This is a genomic window from Spiroplasma endosymbiont of Stenodema calcarata (genome assembly GCF_964031205.1).
Classification (GTDB): Bacteria; Bacillota_I; Bacilli_A; order Mycoplasmatales; family Mycoplasmataceae; genus Spiroplasma.
Genome location: NZ_OZ035018.1, coordinates 615,882 through 634,131 on the forward strand (window position 1 = coordinate 615,882; position 18,250 = coordinate 634,131).

Annotated in this window: 16 protein-coding genes and 1 riboswitch; all 16 genes read left to right on the forward strand. The window is 26.9% G+C overall.

Annotated elements, in window-relative coordinates; translation table 4 throughout:
* Window positions 1-416: 416 nt before the first annotated feature.
* The 16 genes from ACQH24_RS03370 (at window position 417) to tkt (ending at window position 18,250) form a co-directional block, all read left to right on the forward strand.
* A complete protein-coding gene (locus ACQH24_RS03370; RefSeq protein ID WP_425380566.1) occupies window positions 417-815 on the forward strand; it encodes a hypothetical protein in 399 nt (132 codons plus the stop codon).
* A gap of 173 nt (window positions 816-988) precedes the next feature.
* Window positions 989-1,948 (forward strand): transposase, encoded by a 960-nt coding sequence (locus tag ACQH24_RS03375; RefSeq protein ID WP_425380567.1) that lies wholly within the window; start codon window positions 989-991, stop codon window positions 1,946-1,948.
* Window positions 1,949-2,117: 169 nt separating this feature from the next.
* Window positions 2,118-2,846, forward strand: a complete 729-nt coding sequence (locus ACQH24_RS03380) for a hypothetical protein (protein WP_425380568.1) — start codon at window positions 2,118-2,120, stop codon at window positions 2,844-2,846.
* Window positions 2,847-2,883: 37 nt separating this feature from the next.
* Window positions 2,884-4,158: a hypothetical protein gene (locus tag ACQH24_RS03385; RefSeq protein WP_425380569.1), complete on the forward strand. Its 1,275-nt coding sequence runs from the start codon at window positions 2,884-2,886 to the stop codon at window positions 4,156-4,158.
* Entirely contained in the window at window positions 4,106-6,121 is a 2,016-nt protein-coding gene (locus tag ACQH24_RS03390) for an HpcH/HpaI aldolase/citrate lyase family protein (RefSeq protein WP_425380570.1), read from the forward strand. The genes ACQH24_RS03385 and ACQH24_RS03390 overlap by 53 nt, the downstream gene beginning before the upstream one ends.
* 12 nt (window positions 6,122-6,133) lie before the next feature.
* On the forward strand, window positions 6,134-7,690 hold the full coding sequence (gene citF, locus ACQH24_RS03395; protein ID WP_425380571.1) for a citrate lyase subunit alpha: 1,557 nt from the start codon (window positions 6,134-6,136) through the stop codon (window positions 7,688-7,690).
* 1 nt (window position 7,691) lies between these two features.
* Window positions 7,692-7,898, forward strand: a complete 207-nt coding sequence (locus ACQH24_RS03400) for a citrate lyase holo-[acyl-carrier protein] synthase (RefSeq protein ID WP_425380572.1) — start codon at window positions 7,692-7,694, stop codon at window positions 7,896-7,898.
* A 16-nt stretch (window positions 7,899-7,914) separates the two neighbouring features.
* Window positions 7,915-8,235 carry a citrate lyase holo-[acyl-carrier protein] synthase gene (locus ACQH24_RS03405; RefSeq protein ID WP_425380573.1) on the forward strand — a complete coding sequence of 107 codons (321 nt, stop codon included), beginning with the start codon at window positions 7,915-7,917 and terminating at the stop codon, window positions 8,233-8,235.
* Entirely contained in the window at window positions 8,219-8,866 is a 648-nt protein-coding gene (locus ACQH24_RS03410) for a GntR family transcriptional regulator (protein WP_425380574.1), read from the forward strand. Before ACQH24_RS03405 ends, ACQH24_RS03410 begins: the two co-directional genes overlap by 17 nt.
* A 240-nt stretch (window positions 8,867-9,106) precedes the next feature.
* Window positions 9,107-9,382, forward strand: coding sequence for a transposase (locus ACQH24_RS03415; RefSeq protein ID WP_425379579.1), 276 nt, complete (start codon window positions 9,107-9,109; stop codon window positions 9,380-9,382).
* Window positions 9,383-9,423: 41 nt separating this feature from the next.
* Window positions 9,424-10,215: an IS3 family transposase gene (locus ACQH24_RS03420; RefSeq protein ID WP_425380682.1), complete on the forward strand. Its 792-nt coding sequence runs from the start codon at window positions 9,424-9,426 to the stop codon at window positions 10,213-10,215.
* Window positions 10,216-10,340: 125 nt separating this feature from the next.
* Window positions 10,341-11,921 (forward strand): hypothetical protein, encoded by a 1,581-nt coding sequence (locus ACQH24_RS03425; protein WP_425380575.1) that lies wholly within the window; start codon window positions 10,341-10,343, stop codon window positions 11,919-11,921.
* Between the two features lie 296 nt (window positions 11,922-12,217).
* Entirely contained in the window at window positions 12,218-13,792 is a 1,575-nt protein-coding gene (locus ACQH24_RS03430) for a hypothetical protein (RefSeq protein WP_425380576.1), read from the forward strand.
* Between the two features lie 524 nt (window positions 13,793-14,316).
* A riboswitch (cobalamin riboswitch) is annotated at window positions 14,317-14,487 on the forward strand.
* A 388-nt stretch (window positions 14,488-14,875) separates the two neighbouring features.
* On the forward strand, window positions 14,876-15,586 hold the full coding sequence (gene deoD, locus ACQH24_RS03435; protein WP_425380561.1) for a purine-nucleoside phosphorylase: 711 nt from the start codon (window positions 14,876-14,878) through the stop codon (window positions 15,584-15,586).
* Window positions 15,587-15,604: 18 nt separating this feature from the next.
* Window positions 15,605-16,228, forward strand: a complete 624-nt coding sequence (locus ACQH24_RS03440) for a deoxynucleoside kinase (RefSeq protein WP_425380562.1) — start codon at window positions 15,605-15,607, stop codon at window positions 16,226-16,228.
* A gap of 36 nt (window positions 16,229-16,264) precedes the next feature.
* On the forward strand, window positions 16,265-18,250 hold the full coding sequence (gene tkt, locus ACQH24_RS03445; protein WP_425380563.1) for a transketolase: 1,986 nt from the start codon (window positions 16,265-16,267) through the stop codon (window positions 18,248-18,250).

Consider the following 18,250-nt stretch of genomic DNA (forward strand, 5'->3'; position numbering starts at 1 on the left):
GAAAGGTTTTTATTATGACAAAATTAATATAACAAAATAGAAGAGAAATAATTGAATTAATTTAACAAGGAATTAAAATGAAATATATTATAGAATAATTTAATGGAATTACAGGTTTGATTTGTCAACTATGCAATAGTTATTTAAAAGATGGCGATTTTGCTTTTGTCTTTCAAAAAGGAGAAAGAAAAAATTGAATTGAAAAAAATTTAAAGATTATGTTGTTAGCAAATTATTTTATTAAAAAAATAATAAAGTATTGTTTTTTTTGTTAAAAAAGGGATATATTTTTTTTGTGTCAAACATTTGATTACATATTATAGATTATTTTTGGTCTATTATTTAATTAATTTCAAAAAATAATAAACAAAAATAATAAAATAATAAATTTTAGAAATATTATATGGAGAATATTAATGGAACCAAATTATATTCAAGAAAATTCTAAAAATTCACTTGAAGGTAAAAAACCAGATAATTTATGTCGTGCTGGTTGTATTGTCTCAATAGTCTTTTCGTCAATAATACTAGCGTATTTTGTTCTTACTGCATTATTATCATTAACAATAAGAGTTGGTGCTTATTCTGATCTAATCGGGGGGGCACGCGTTATGGCAATAATTATTTTCTTATTGATCGGGTCAGTCCAAATTGCGCCAATAGTATTATGCACTTTTGTTTTAAAAGGTAAGGCAGAAGCACATATTGCAGCAGGAGTTGTGTCATTGATTTTTTCAGGTTTAATCGGTGGAATTTTAATTTTAGTTGGTAAATATGAGAATGAAAAACCACAAACAATGAATAATAATCAATAAAAAGAGTTTTTTTTATTAAAAAAATATTGCTATTATTTTAAAATAATAGTTTTTTTATGGGTTTTTATTGATAATTATGCTAATTTTATGCTTTAATTTTGTCGAAAACTCTTGATATTTATAGAATATATCTAATTTTAGGTATATTTTTAATATATAGAGGTAAATAATTGATGGAAAAAATAATTACAGAATTAAAAAACAGTTTTACAGATGATCAATTTTTAGAATTTGCTGAAAAAATAAAAAAAGAAGCAGAAGTAATCAAAAAACAAAAACGTTTAAATGAAATTGATCAAAAATTTAGAGATAAAGGCATTATATGTCCTGATTGTAAATCTTATCATTGTGTTAAAAATGGTCATAATCCCGAAGGAAAACAAAAATATTTATGTAAAAAATGTCGTGCTAGTTTTGATGCTTTTCGTCATCATTTTACTTATTGAAGTCATTTAAATTATGAACAGTGAAATTTATTAATTCAAATTTCATTATTAGGACAATCTAGTAAAATAATTTCCCGTTTTATTAAAACAACACCAAAAACTGCTTGATATAATCGTCAAAAATTAATGCAATCAAAACAATTAGAAAATACTCAATTAAAATTTAAAAAATTAAATGGTCAAATCCAAATTGATGAAACTTTTATTAAAGAAATCCATAAAGGTAATTTTAAAGATAAATTTGATAAACGAAAAACTCATCTTGATCCATTTTCAACTAATACCAAATGCTGTATTCAAATGGTAGTTGATAGCAATAATAATATTTTTGTTCAATCCACCAATACCAAACGATTACAAAAACAATGAATTATTGAAAATATGAATAAGCAATTAATTAAAGAAAAATCAATAATTATTTCTGACATGCAACCATTATATTTATTAGTAGCAAAACAAACAAATTCTACTCTATATTCTACCAAAACTAGTACAAATCCTGATACTAGTTATCGAAAGTTAAATAAGATTAGTAAATTACAATCGAGTCTTAAAGAAACCTTAATTCATTATCATGGTTTGGGTTTCACTAATATTCAAAATTATTTAAATCTATGAAAATGAAAATACCAACATAAAGGTTTAACACCAAAACAACAATCAACGGTATTATATTTTAACGTTTAAAAAATTTAAAGCAAAATCATGATCTTAAACAAAATTATTTTTCAAATTGTCATATTGATGATTTTTTTATTTCATCAAGAGTTTTCGACAAAATTAAAGATTTTATGTTGAACATTATTTTAATATTAATGTTATAATAAATTGAGCAAAATATAATGAAGGTATGGTGATGAAAATGCAAAAAAATTTTATTACAAAATATCAAAAAGTTATTAATATTTTCTTTATTATTCTTTTAGGTTATATTTTATTTTCATCATCATTTTCTATTATTAATCTTATCAATAATTATAATTTCTGAAATATTATCTTAAATTTATTATATTTATTTTTATTAACTATTATTTTTCTCTTTTTTACTGGGATTTTAGCGCAAATATTAGTTAATTTTCAACAAATTAAAAAAGAAACTATTTCTACTTGAAAAATAATTTTATATTCAAATTGACAAATTATTATGTTATGACTAGGAAATATTATTTTAATTTCATGTGTTTTATTTTTAGATAAAAGTTCATTAATGATGCAATTAAAAATAATGACTATTCATAAAACGGTATATTCTTTTCTTATTATTTTTTGTTATGTTTTTTATGCAATTTTTACTATTAGTTTTATTGCAATGTTATTATTATTTCGGTTATATCTTGGTTATCTAAAAAAAATTAATGATGTTATTTTTTCTAGTTATCAAACTTTTTGGGAAATACAATTAACAAATAATATTTTTAATCAATATCAGCAATTATCATTTTCTCTTTTACTAATGTTATTATTAGGTTCTATTCGGAATTGTTGATTCTTAAAATTCACTTGTTTAGTCGATAATTTGCGTAAAACAGAGTTATTAACACAATTTAAAAAACAGTCAACGCCACCAATGTTTATTTTTAACTAAATTCAGAAAGAAAAAATAAAAGAAAGAGTGTGAAAAAATGCCTGGTTTTAAGTTATTATTGAAAAACAATTTTAAAAACACAGTTAAAAATAAAATTCAATTTGTTGGATTAGTTATTTTAGTGTTTTTAACTAGTTTTATTTTTACAATTATTGAAGTTTCAAAACAACGTGTTGAAAATAATTATAATACTTTTATTTCGGCACAAGTAAGTAATCAACATGATTTTATTGTTAATTTTGCCGATACTAATTATGTTAAAAACGCTAATAAAGGGGCGGATCAATTTGAAAATATTACTGATAGTAATATTCGCCAAAATGTTATTTTAGAATTTCTTAAACAACAACTTGATAATAAAGCTAAAAGTGAAAGTTTTTATTATAATCGTGTTGAAGCACGCACCTTTAGTTTGGGAAATAATAAAATTATTAAAGCTGTTACCTTGAATCATCATCAAATGATTGATCGTTTTATTGTTGCAACGGGAATGCCAATTGATTTCTATATGCAATATTATGAATCAATTAATAATGAAACAAGACGTTGGATTTATTTAACGCCGCAATTTGCGCAGAAAAATAATATTAAAATTAATGATATTATTCGATTACAAACAGATCAGTATGGAACTACAATTAAAGTTGCGGATAGTGAACTCAAAAAAGTAGATTTAACGTCTTATCAGCATCAAGATATTAATAAGTGGCTGCCATCATCATCATATAAAAACCAAAATTGATTTCGTGTTGTTGGTTTTGGCCAATCTGCTGATTATATTACGCCAATTATTGATGCGTCACATCCGTTTCCAAATATGAAAAATGAGGGAATTGCTTATGTAGATCCACGATTATTTGGATTAGTGGAGACAACAGTTGCAGATAAGACTGGTCAATCTTATGAAGTAACGGCGTTAGATTTAGCGAAACAAGTTTTAATTCCTGAAAGTCAGTTAGATCGTGAAATTTATTATGTAGGAAAATTTAATCATACAAATACAGACTCTGTTCGTAGCCTTTATAGTCAGACCATTAATAATTATCTTAATAGTGACAAGGGTGAATATGTTGGATTAAATTCATATTATGTCAAAACACTATCAACTGGTTTACCAGTTGCCACTTTTCGAACTGATAAGCGGTATCAATTTAGTAACCGGATTACTTACTTTACAACAACATTAAGTGCTTTTATTAGTGGTTCATATATTTTAATTACTATTTTATTAATTATTTCTTTTTTTGTTCTAATTTTAGTTGTTCGTCGGCAAGCAGTTTACAATAAAATATTTATTTGGTTCATATTTTAATTTACCATATGGTAGTTTTGTTTTTGCTCCCTTTGCCTTGGTCACTTGTGTGTTATTTATTTTTATCTTATTAACTAGTGTCACAATGATTAGTGGAACTATAATGATGACCTCACAAACACCATTACAATTAATTCGCAAGGAAAAAACTTTTTCAAATGGTCGATTAAAAAAAGCTGTTTATAAAATGTTCACAATACGAAAAACTTTTGATGCGCGATTTCAAGCGGTTCAGTTGTCAAATTCATTAGGAAAAATGGTTGGAGTTTCATTAACAATGATTATTAGTACAATTATGATTACAATGTCGACAACAATTCCAATTATTTTGCAAAATAATATTCGTTATTCATATGGAGGGGATAATTATAAAACATTAGTTGAATATAATAGCCCAATTTACAATTTACCAACGACCTTTTTAAAAACATATGATCCTAGTCAAAAGCCATGAGATAGTAATGATAGTCCCTTAGCAAATACTAATATGACAAAGGATGCAAATCAATATCTTGCTAATTTTGAAACTGGTCAAATTAATCCGGAGAATTATGCTCCCACATATAATGCCGAGGATATGCGGTCATTATTATATCGTAATATTTCAAAAGAATTTTTGCAAAGCAAAAAATTACAGTCCAAAAATGCAGGTTTATCAACCGCTGTTTGTACAACAACATGGGGGGATTATAAAGATTATGGTTTAAATAATTTAACAAAAACAACGATTGAACAATATTTACGAACAACAGAAACCGCACGAGAGAATATTAATGCTCTTGAAAATTATCGATTATTTTATTGAAAATATCGTGATACGATAGGATTAGATATTAAGCGAGACAATTATTTTGATAAAAATGGTAATATTAGTTTAGACAATAATTTAGATCAAACAATGTTTACTCAAGCTGATTATCAAAGAGATTTTGGACAAGGGAATCCGACAATTGTATTAGATGATAATCATTTCCGCCAAGCATTAGAACAACCATTATCAAGGTCATTTTATGATGTATTAGATTCCGGAACAGGAACTGATTTTAATACGCTTTTAAAAAAACCAATGTATGATTTATATAATTGAATTTATGCTTATTTTGTTCAAAATGTTAATCAATGTTTTATTCAAGGAGTTTATTCTCGTTCGCCGCAGACAGTGCGTGTTAAAATGCAAGACGCATTTACTAACCCGAATAATAATTTTAATTTAGCTTTTGGCGTAATTCCGTTTAATCCATTAACAGACGACAGGGGAACAATGGTTAATGCTGAACTTAATAGTATTGATTTTAAAATTTATGGAATTAATAAAACTTTTAAAAATAAAATTTTAACTAATAAAAATAAGGAAAACTTGAATCAAAAACTATTTAATAAAAATAATAATATTGTTTTAAATGAAACTTTAGCAAAAAGATTAGGGGTTATAGGGCGAAAAGAAAAGATAACTTTATTTTGTGCGATTGAAAGTGCGAAAGGTGTTCTAAACGCTTATAATATTGCAACTGCATCTTCTCGTGTCGAAGGAATTGCTTTAGGGGGAGTTGATTATTTGTTTGATTTAAAAGCAGTCAAAACAAAAGATCGCCATGAACTATTGTTTGCTCGTCAAATGATTGTTCATGCTGCTCGGGCAGCAAAAGTTGATGCTTTTGATTGTATTTTTGGGAATACGAATGACCTAGTTGGTTTAGAACAAGAAGCACAATTTGTTCGTGAACTAGGTTTTAATGGTAAATCAGCAATCCATCCTAATCAAATTGAAATTATTAATAAAATATTTTCACCTAGTGAAAAGGAAATTAAAGAAGCCTTAAAAATTTTAACGGCTTATAAAGAATTTACAAAAGAGCAAAAAGGGGTTTTTGCAATTGATGGTCAGATGATTGATAAACCATTTATTGATAATGCCGAAATTGTTTTAAGAATGGCTAATATTAAAAACCCAATGGAAGACTAGCAGGAGGATATTATGGCAAAATATTTAAATCAAGAACAGTTAAAACAAATAAACAAAAATCATAATTATGAAAGTTATGATTCAGTAAAAAGTCATACTTCAAAATTTATTAATTATCAAACCGAATTACCAAATTATGGTAAAAGAAAAACTAAACTTGTTGATTCGTTAGAAGAAGCAATCATTAAATCGGGATTAAAAGATGGAATGACAATTTCTTTTCACCATCATTTTCGTCATGGTGATAAAACTGTGGAACAGGTTCTAAAAATAATTAAAAAATTGAAAATTAAAAATTTAACAATCTCCGCTTCTTCATTTACAAAAGCACATGATTGTTTAATAGATTATATTAAATCAGGAGTTGTTACTGGATTGGAAGGTTCGGCTCTACGAGGGAAATTAGGAGATGCAATTTCGGAAGGTATTCTTCCGCAACCAGCAATTATTCGTTCCTATGGGGGACGGGCACGCGCAATTGAAAGTGGTGAATCACATATTAATGTTGCTTTCTTAGCTGCTTCAACAAGTGATGAAATGGGAAATGCGAATGGATCACATGGAACTTCAAGTGTAGGAGCTTTTGGATATCCGATGGTTGATGCTCAGTATGCTGATAAAGTAATTATTATTACAGATACTATTGTATCTTATCCCAATAATCCTATTTCAATTCCGCAAACAAATGTTGATTATGTAGTAAAAGTTGATGAAATTGGTGATTCATCTAAGATATCTTCGGGTGAAATTCATACATCATTCAGTCCGAAAGAAATTAAAATTGTTCAAAACATTGTTAAAGTTATTACTAATACACCTGGATTTAAAAATGGATTTTCTTATCAAACCGGAACCGGTGGTGCTAGTCAGTCATCATTAATAATGTTACGAGAAGAAATGGTTAGCCGTAATATTAAAGCAGGATTCTTTTTGGGTGGAATCATTGGGGAACATGTTAAATTTTTGGAGACTGGTTTAGTTGATAAATTATTAGATGTTCAATGTTTTGATCTAATCGCAGCACAATCAATTAAAGAAAATGCCAATCATATTGAAATTTCAGCATCATATTATGCTAATCCTCACACCAAGGGTTGTGCGACTGATAAATTAGATTATGGAATATTAAGTGCTTTAGAAGTTGATATTAATTTTGATATTAATGTATTAACTGGAGCGGATGGTTATATTAGAGGAGCTTCAGGAGGCCATTCGGATGTTGCTTTTGGGAGTGATGTTTCAATTGTTGCTGTCCCTTTAATTAGAGGACGAATACCTTCAATAACTACTAAAGTACAAACAGTTGTTACACCTGGTGGAACTGTTGATGTAGTAGTAACGGAAACTGGAATTGCTGTTAACCCATTACGAAAAGATCTAATTGAAATTTTAAATAAAGCAGGAGTAGAACTGAAAACAATTACGCAACTCCGCGATGAAGCTTATACAATAATTGGTCAACCTCAAATGATTGAATATGATAAGGAACATCCAGTTGCTATTGTTGAGTATCGAGATGGTAGTGTTATTGATATTATTTACAAAGTAAAACCTTACATTTTAGACTAATATGTTAGAAGTTAAGAAAATCAATTCAATTCTTTTTGATCGTGAACAACATTATCTTCTTCAACAACAATTAGTTAGAACATATGATGCTGGGATAATTACTGTTAGTTTAAACATTCCCGGAACTAATAAACAACTTCCTCGATATCATCAATTTTTTCAAGCAATAATTAAACCACGTATTTTACAATTTTTGCAAAAAAAATAATATTAATTATCAAAATATGCAACAAATTTATGATCATACTGGTGATTATTTAATTATTGTGCTACCAACAAATAATAATTACCTTAATATTAAACAATTATTGCTTAATTTTGAGACAACAAGTCAAACTTATCAATTATTAGATTTTGATGTGTATAATCAGGAATTACAAACAATAAGCCGGAACGATTTAAATGTTGAGATGCGTAAATGTTATTTATGTTCATCCCCAGCAAAATTATGTGCTCGGGGAAAAGTTCATTTAGTTAGTGAATTATTATGTTATATTGATAATGTAATAGAAAAGGAAATCGAACAGAATGTCAGAGTCAAATAACAAATTAAAATTATACTCTTTAATTTTAAATGACATTCTAATTGGTATGTTTCAACCTGGTGAAAGACTACAGGAAGAAAAATTAGCCCAACAATATGGAACTTCGCGAACTCCGATTCGTGAAGTTATAAGGCTATTAGAAAATGACAATCTGTTAACCGTAGTCAGAAATGTAGGAGCCCAATTAAAAATTTTTACCATTAAAGAAATTGATGAATTATATTTATTACGTTACCATTTAGAGATAATGATTTATACTTACATTGTGGAAAAAATGAATCCTGATTTAAATGTAAAAATTACTAATTTAATTAAGCTTTTAAAAACAGTTAATTTATCCGATACTAAACTAATAGTCCAAGCTAATGATATTTTTAATAAAACAATGCTAGAATTAGTTAATTTTAAAATTATTGATAAATACTATGCTGATTTAACAAATTTATTTGCTTATTTACGAAATTTTACTAATTATGATGAAGAAAGTAAAAGAAGAATTGATGCTGTTTCTGAACACATTGCAATTTGTGAAGCAATTTTAGCGACAGATTTAATTACAACAGAAAAATTATTATCAGAGCATCTCAAAAATGCAAAAGAACATTTTATTCAAAAGTATAATTTTAAATAATTAATATAACTTAAAACTTTAAAATTATTTTTAATAGAAATGATTTTTTAAAATAAAAGAAGATTAAAAAAATACCTAATAATTTATTTATTAGGTATTTTTATTTCCGTGAAAAGCAAAAGAATTATAAATTTAAAAACTATTTTAAACAAGAAGATGTCTGATGGATAGGTTAAGATAAATTGGACAACAATAATGTAGAGTAAATATTTATAATTAAATTACAATGGAGGTGTAATTATGGCAAAGAATCATTATACCGATGAATTTAAGCAACAAATTGTTGGTCTTTACAAAATGGGTCAAACTCCTGAACAATTAGTCAATGATTACCAAATTGGTAAATCTACTGTTTGGAAATGAGCTCACCAATTTAGTAACTCGGACTCATTTAAAGCTAAAGACAATAGAACGCCAGAAGAAAACGAATTAATTCAATTACGTAAAAAAGTTAAACAATTAGAAATGGAAAATGACATTTTAAAGCAAGCAACACTGATAATCGGCAAAAAATAGCAATCATTAAAAATAACAAAGCAAAATATCCAATTATTAATTTATGTAAAACATTGAAATTGGCTAGATCAACATATTACTATCAATTAAAAGCAAATAATCCCAAGAATAATCAAAACATTGATAATGCTGTTATCAGTATTTTTCTAAAAAGTCGTAAAAATTATGGAACAAGAAAAATTAAAATCATGCTAGCTCAGCAAAATATTATATTATCTCGTGTAAAGATTAGTAAAATAATGAGAAAATATAACTTAATTTCAAATTATACAAAAATCAAATACAAACATTCAAATACAAGCAATGTTACATATAAATATAATAATTTATTAAATCAAGAATTTAATAATTATAAACTACATGAAGTTGTTGTCAGTGATTTAACATATGTTTTTATTAATAATAAATGATATTATGTTTGCTTTCTAATTGATTTATTTAATCGTGAAATTATTAGTTATGATGTTAGTTTACACAAAAATGCAAAATTAGTTAAAAATACCTTTAATAAACTTAACTTTACATTAAATGATATTAAAATATTTCACACTGATCAAGGTAGTGAATTTAACAACAATCTTATTTATAACTTTTTAACTAAAAATAACATTCAAAAGTCTTACAGTAAACCAGGTTGTCCTTATGACAATGCTGTTGCGGAATCAACATACAAAATTTTTAAAACTGAATTTATTAAAAATAATAAATTTAAAAACATTGAGCAGTTTAAATTAAAATTATTTGATTACATTAATTGGTACAATAATATTCGAATTCATAGCAAACTAAATTATTTAACACCAGTAAAATACAGAAATTATTACTCTACATAAAATTTGTCCAAAAAACCCTTGCCATTCCAAATCATTTTATATAATGTATATAGACTTTTTTTAAAAATTATAATTAACAATAAAGAAAAAAATATATTTAAGAAATATAACTAGGAGGAACCAATATGAAAAGAATATTATCACTTTTTACAACAGTTAGTTTATTAACCCCGACTGTTAATACAATTATTAGTTGTAATAAGGTTTTAAAATATGTGTCAGATGATGAGTCAAATGACATTGACAATGGCAATGATATTGAAATTTTAAATAATATTAATGCTCGGATTAAGAACTATTTTCAAGGATGATGGGAGACAAAAGCAACAATTGATATTAATAAATATCCTGATCAAGTGGAAAAATTTAAGGAGTCAGTTGCTAATTTAAAAACTAAAGATAGTCAAGTTCTAACGGGGGCAGCAATTCGTCAATGACGTTTTCTTGATCAATTATATACGGCGTTTGAAGCAGAGTTTGATAATTTAAATCATGAAATTAAAAATGAATATTCGAATTATTATATTAATGCAATGCCATTATCATTGGAGGCCAATGATATTAGTTTTACTTTACAGAATATTAATTTTGACAATTTAGCAAAATTATTTCTGTTTAATAACGATAATATTGTGGGAATTAAACTTAGTTTTAATATTAGATATGAATTTAAATTTAAAGATTTGCAACAACATGATGAACTTAACGGTTTAGTTGTTATTTGTAATGATTTAGAAGTTTTGAGTGGAATTCAAAATAATCTTGAAAAACAATTCCTTCTTTTTGTAGATGATATTTTTAAAAAGCAAAACTATGAAATTGTTGGTACTGGCAATTATGATTTTAATTATGCAAATGGCTATAATAGTATTTTACCAGTAATTACGAAAGCATTAGAAGAAAAAGAACTTTTATATCAAAATCAATTCGTTCTTAGTTGAAATAATAAAATCAGGGCTGGATTTAATTTTAATAGGCCACTATACAAATCAGGTTCTGTTTTAGCTTGAGCGGGTGAGCGTTATGATCCCCAAGAGTTAACTGCTGAAAAATTTTTAAAATTTTATAAACAACATTATTTTAATGCAAGTGTTCAAAAAAATTATTATATTGCAGCAAATATTGATTCTTTTATCCCAAAGACTTTTACAATTGAAAATTTACCTTTCAAGAATAATTATGAGAAGAAAAGACTTTTAACACCAATTAAAGTATTACTACCAAAAGACTTTGTTGATGAAAGATTAAAACAATTTGCGGAAACAACAATGAGATTTTGGCATGATTATCAACTAGAAACATATGATGATAAACTTGTCTTTAAAATGAACCAAACAGATTATGATATGATATTAAAAGTAACAAATTCTTTTTCACCGGGTAAGACTTCAGTGGCAAATTTAGGAACAGTGTTTAAAACAATTTTTAAAATGTTTAACAAAACAGTGGATTCAAAGATTACAGTTGAGCATAGCCCAAGGGTTGTGTTTGCTAAAAGGGGTAAAGCAAATTTAATAAAAAGGACTAATTCATTTATTTTGGAATATTTGCATAGACGTCTAAACTATATGGACTATGGAGATAATACTCTAAACTTCAGCTATAATAGTTTTGCTTATGGTCTTTTCATTAACCCAAATCCGGATGAGACAAATACTAATAACCCTCGTGAATTTTTGCAGACATTTGAATTTAAAGTTGCCTAATTTTAAGAAAAATTTTAATATAATCTTTTTGTTTTGAAGTCACTTTCGTTATTGCAATGAAAGGACAATTGGGACAAAAAGATTCTTTGTAAATGACGAAGTTCTCTTCGCAATAAATTTTACGATATAAGTTAAAATGATATCTTTTGGGTTGGCCGTCACTATCAGAAAATTGTTCCTAGTGTCCTTTTAAATTGGCAAATAATTTGATATAATATATATAGGATTTTTTTTTTTAATTATAATTAATAATAAGGAAAAAATATATTTAAGAAATATAATTAGGAGGAAATAATATGAAAAAATTATTATCAATTTTTACAACAGTTAGTTTATTAACGCCAACCGTTAATACAATTATTATTTGTAATAAGGCTCATAAATATATTCCAGATGATGATTCAAATAACAATGGCAATGATATTGAAATTATGAATAATATTAATGCTCGGGTTAAAAAACATTTGAATGAGTGATGAAATACAAAAACAAAAATTGATATTACCGAGTACCCTGATCAAATGGAAAAATTTAAAGAATTAGTAACTAATTTAAAACATAATGATGGGACAATTTTAATTGGGAAGGCCATTAATGAGTGGCGTTTTTTGGATCAATTAGTTACAGCCTTTCAAACGGAATTTAATAATATAAATCGTGAAATTAAAGATGAGTATTCAAATTATTATCATAATACAATGCCATTATCATTGGAACCCAATGATATTAGTTTTACTTTGCATCATATTAATTTCGACAAGTTGACAAAATTACTTAAAGTGGATGATAAGACTGATAATATGGGGATAACAATTAATGTTAATATTTCATATCAAGTTAAATTTAAATCCCTTGAACAACGTGATAAATGCAGTGGGTTGGTGGTGATTTGCAATAATTTACAGGCTTTGAGTGGAATTCAACAAAACCTTGAAAATTATTTTATAACTTTTATTGATGAACTTTTCAAAAAACAACAATATGAAGTTATTGATGAAAAGGCGACTCTAGGCTTTATAAATACTGCTAATTTTACTATTTGACCGATCATTGATAAAGCATTAAAAGAAAAAGGAATTTTATTTAATAATGCTCCCGTATGAGATTCTTATTATGAGGTTACTAATGTTACTCCAAGAGGTAAACACTTTTATAAAACAGATTCTGTTTTAGCTTGAGCGGGTGAGGGTTATGATCCTGAAAAATTAACTGTTGAGAAATTTTTAGAATTTTATAAGCAAGAATATTTTAAGTTAAATATTAATGGGGATTATTATATTAAAGCAAGTGTCTCCTCATTTGTGCCCCGTACTTTTACAATTGAAAATTTACCTTTCAATTATATTTATTCTTCTAAAGAACTTGTAGCCCCAATAAAAGTTTTGATTCCAAAAGATATTCTTGATGAAAAATTAAATAAATTTACCGAAACAACAATGAGATTATGGCAGTATTATCAACTAGAAACATATAATGATAAGTTAGTTTTTAAGTTGACAGAAGATGATTTTAGTAATTTGTTAAAGGTAACTTCTGATTTTTCATTAGAAAATAATTCCTCTGCAACCTTTTATAGAATTTTTGATGAAATTTTTAGGCTTTTTGATGCTAAAGTAGTTTCAAAAGACAGGACTACGGTTCTTAGATACAACCGCAACTTGATGTCAAAAGTGAATTTAATAAAAGAAAAAAAATCTTTGCTGTTAAAGCTTTTTTGAAAACAAGATAAAGATGGTGTTTATGCAAGAAATCAAGTAAATTTTATGTATTATCATTTTACTTATAGTTTTTTCTTTATTCCAGACAAGGGTAAAACAAATGGCGGTATGAAGGATGAATTTTTGCAGACAATTGAATTTAAAGTTGTCTAATTTCAGTAAAGATTTTGATGTTACCTTTTTTTTGTTTTGAAGTTACTTTTGATATTACAAAGAAAGGACAATTTGGGTAGGAAGGGTTTTAGTAAATAGAAGAATTATTTTTTTAGGTGATTTTCTCATATGCAAATAATTTGTCGTAAACTGCAATGCAGTACGTAAATTTTAGATCAATTTACCTTGTAAGAATTTTGACATAGTCTAAGCAACGGTTTAAAAATTTATGCTCTTATGACGACGAATATTATAAAAATTTATGTATGTTACGATAAAATCTTGTAATTTTCCTATTTAACTATGAAAAATAGACTGGTGTTGTTTGATGAACAACATCTTTTTTATTTAAATTTTTTGTTAGCTGAATATAATAATATTTATATTTTAAAACATTATTAATTTGAAATATTTTATTTTATAAATTTGTCCTTATTATAACAATTTGTAAGAAGTAATACTTTGATAAAAAATTAATTTTATCTTGCATTTTTAATTCAAACTTTATATTATTACTTTAACAACTTTAAAAAGCAATTTTGGATGTTACGGGAATTAGGTGCAAGTCCTAGGCTGTCCCAGCAACTGTAAAGTGGATGAAAGCTAATATATGCCATTGAGAAGATACTTCTTGAGAAGGAATAGCAAGTAAAATGAAACTGAGCCAGTAGACCGATCTAAAAAACAATGATATTTTATCAGTGCTGCCGTTATAGTTATTATCCCTGGGGTTGGATAATTAATTATTTATTAGTGAAAAAAACTATTAAATAATAATTTGAAAGACGTCAAAAAGCGTTTTTTAGTTGTTAATTTAAAACGATAATTCTTTTTAGAATATTATTTAAATAATAATAATTGAATAAAATTAATTCTAATAAAATTAATTTTTATTTTTTATTAAACTAATTTATTAAATAAAAAATAAAAGCTGTTAACAAAACAAAGCAAATATGAATATATTAAAATATTCCTTTTCGTTATGTTTAAATTTATTTTTTAAAAGTAGAAATTTTAAATAATAACCCATTTAGGAAGATTGATAATATAGTCAAATTATAAATCAAGGAAGGAACTAAAAGAATGACACCACATATTAGTGCAAAGCCCTCAGAAATTGCGAAAGTAGTTTTAATGCCTGGAGATCCATTACGAGCAAAAGCAATTGCTGAAAAGTATTTGACAAATTATAAATTAGTAAATGAAATTAGAAATATGTACATCTATACGGGCACATATCACAACAAGTTAGTTACGATTGCAGGAAGTGGGATGGGTTGTCCAAGTATTGGGATTTATTCATATGAATTATTTAAATTTTACGATGTTGATTATATTATTCGGATTGGTTCAGCAGGTAGTTACAAGGCAGAGATTAAACTATATGATATTTTTAATGTCGATGCCGCATTTGGAGAAAGTAATTATGCAAAGATCGCGGCAAATATTGATTCTAATCTTATTTCGGCTAGTAAAAATCTATTTAATAAAATTGAAGAAGTTGCTATGATGAAAGGAATTAAAACACATACTGGAATTGCTCATGCCGCGGATGTTTTTTATCGTTATGATAATTCATTATCATTTACCCAGAACAATAATTTAGATGTTGTCGAAATGGAATCATATGCTTTGTTTGCTAATGCACATGTTACTAAAAAAGAAGCGGCAACATTGTTAACAATTTCTGATAATCTTGTTACAAAAGAAACTGCTTCAGCAATAGAACGGCAAAATAATTTTATGGTAATGGTTGAATTGGCTTTGGCAACGATAGAACAATTAATAAAATAATATAACGGAGGATAAAAAATGAAAATCGCTGTTTTTGGTACTGTTGGTGCAGGCAAAACAAAAGTTAGTGAAGCGTTATGCCAACAGTTAAATTTTAATTTATTTAAAGAGCCCTTAGAAGAAAATCCATATTTTAATGATTTTTATCAAGATATGAAAGGGTTTGCTTTTAAAATGCAAATTTATATGTTAATAACAAGAATTGAACAATTTTTTAAAATTGATAATTTAGAAAATACTATTTTTGACCGCACAATTTTAGAAGACCCTGTCTTTGTTCGAGTTTCTCATTTGCTAGAAATTATGAATGATGTTGATTTTAATGTATATAATCGTTTTTTTCAAAATGTTATTACCCCAATTTTAAAACAAAAATTAGGATTTGATGTCATTATTTATTTAAAAGTATCAACAACAAAAGCAGTTGAACGGATTAAACATCGTGGTCGAATCTCAGAATTAGAAACCCCACATCATTATTGAGAAAAATTAAATGAACAATATGAAGTTTTATATGAGGAATTAAAAGATCATTATCATTTTATTGTTGTTGATGCTGATAACGATAATTTTATCGAAAAAATAACTTTTATTATGCAGAAGTTATTAATGCTAAATAATGAAGTTCGTTCTTTAATTTAATAATAATTAATATTTTAAACTTATTAGGAGGAAAAAATGAAAGATACAAATAATAATATTGAAACAAAAAGCTTAAGTAATTTACGAATTTTAGGCTTAGATCCAATTATATATAATAAAACTGGTCATCCTGGGATTGTGTTAAGTGCCGCCCCTATGATTCAAGCAATTTATTTAAATAATTTAATTGCTAATCCAACTATCCCCGATTGAATTAATCGTGATCGTTTTGTCTTATCCCCAGGTCATGCTTCAACATTACAATATGCAATTTTGCATTTTGCGGGCTATGATTTAACAATTGAAGATTTAAAAAATTATCGTCATATTAATTCCAAAACTCCAGCGCATCCTGAATATGGCGTAACACCGGGCGTTGATAACTCATCTGGTCCATTAGGGCAAGGGATTGGTTATGGTGTTGGTATGGCTTTAGCTGAACAACACTTAGCAGCAAAGTTTAACAAACCAGGATATGACATTATTGATCATTATACTTATGTATTATGTAGTGATGGTGACTTACAAGAGGGAGGTGCTCTTGAAGCAATTCAATTAGCTGGAGTATGAAAATTAAATAAGTTAATTATGTTATATGATTCAAATGATTGTCAATTAGATACAACGTGTGATCAAGTTTTAAAAGTAAATTATCAACAATTTTTTGAAGCACAAAATTGAAATTATATTAGAGTTGATAATGCTGATGAGGATTTAACGGCAATTAAAGCGGCAATTACTATGGCCCAAAAAAGCGATAAACCAACTTTAATTGAATGTAAAACAATTATTGGTTATGGTCATCCAAAACAAGGTTCACCGATGCATTCTTCACCATTTACTGCGGAAGAAATGCAACAAGTTCAAACGTTCTATGATTTTAACCATCCACAATTTTATGTTGACCCTGATGTTAAAACCTATTGAAATAATACTTTTATTAATCGTGGGCAGGAAGCATATCAAATATGATTAACAAAATTATTAGCTTATCAAACTGCTTTTCCAAAGGAATTTAAACAACTGCTTGCTTCACCTGTTGTTAATTTAGAGGCCTTTCAAACCTTACTACCTACTGACAAAACTAAAAAAGCGGGAACACGAATTATTATGGGAGATGTTTTAAAATATTATCAACAAAAATGCCCCAATAATATGTTTGGTGGTAGTGCTGATTTAGGGACAGCAACAAAAATTATTGGTTATAATGGTTCTTGAACAATTAATACTCCGCAAAATAATAATCTTCATTTTGGTGTGCGTGAATTTGCTGCTGGAACAATTAGTATTGGGATTGAATTACACCAAGGGTTAAAAAGTTTTAATTCGACCTTTTTAATTTTCTCGGATTATATGAAACCCTGTATTAGAATGGCTTGTATTCAAAACTTACCCGTTATCTTTGCTTTTTCACATGATTCAATTGGTGTTGGTTTTGATGGTAAATCGCATCAGCCAATTGAACAATTAGGAATGCTACGAAATTGTCCAAATTTAAATGTCTTGCGTCCAGCAGATATTAATGAAGCAATTGCCTGTCTAAAGGTAATTGTTGAGTCAAAAACAACTCCGTCCGCATTAATTTTGTCACGACAAGATACCCCATATCAATTAGCGGAAACTTGCTCTAAACAATCTTTACAAGGAGGATATATCGTTGTTCATGAAGATAAAACAAAACCATTGGCAGCAATTATTATTGCAACGGGAACGGAAGTAGCTCCAGCAATTGTGGCGGCTAATACAATTAAACAAAATATTAGGGTTGTTTCAATGCCATGTGTTGAGTTATTTGAACAACAATCAGAAATTTACCAAGAAGAAGTGCTTCCAAAAAACTTTTCAAAAGTAATTGCGATTGAATTTTCCAATGACTATGTTTGATATAAATTTGTTGGCAAAACTGGCTTAATTATTAACGTTGATGATTATGGATTATCAGGAAGTGCTGATGCTGTTATTAAATATAAGGGCTTAGATCAAGATAGTATTATCGAAAGAATTGAAAGATATTTAGGTTAA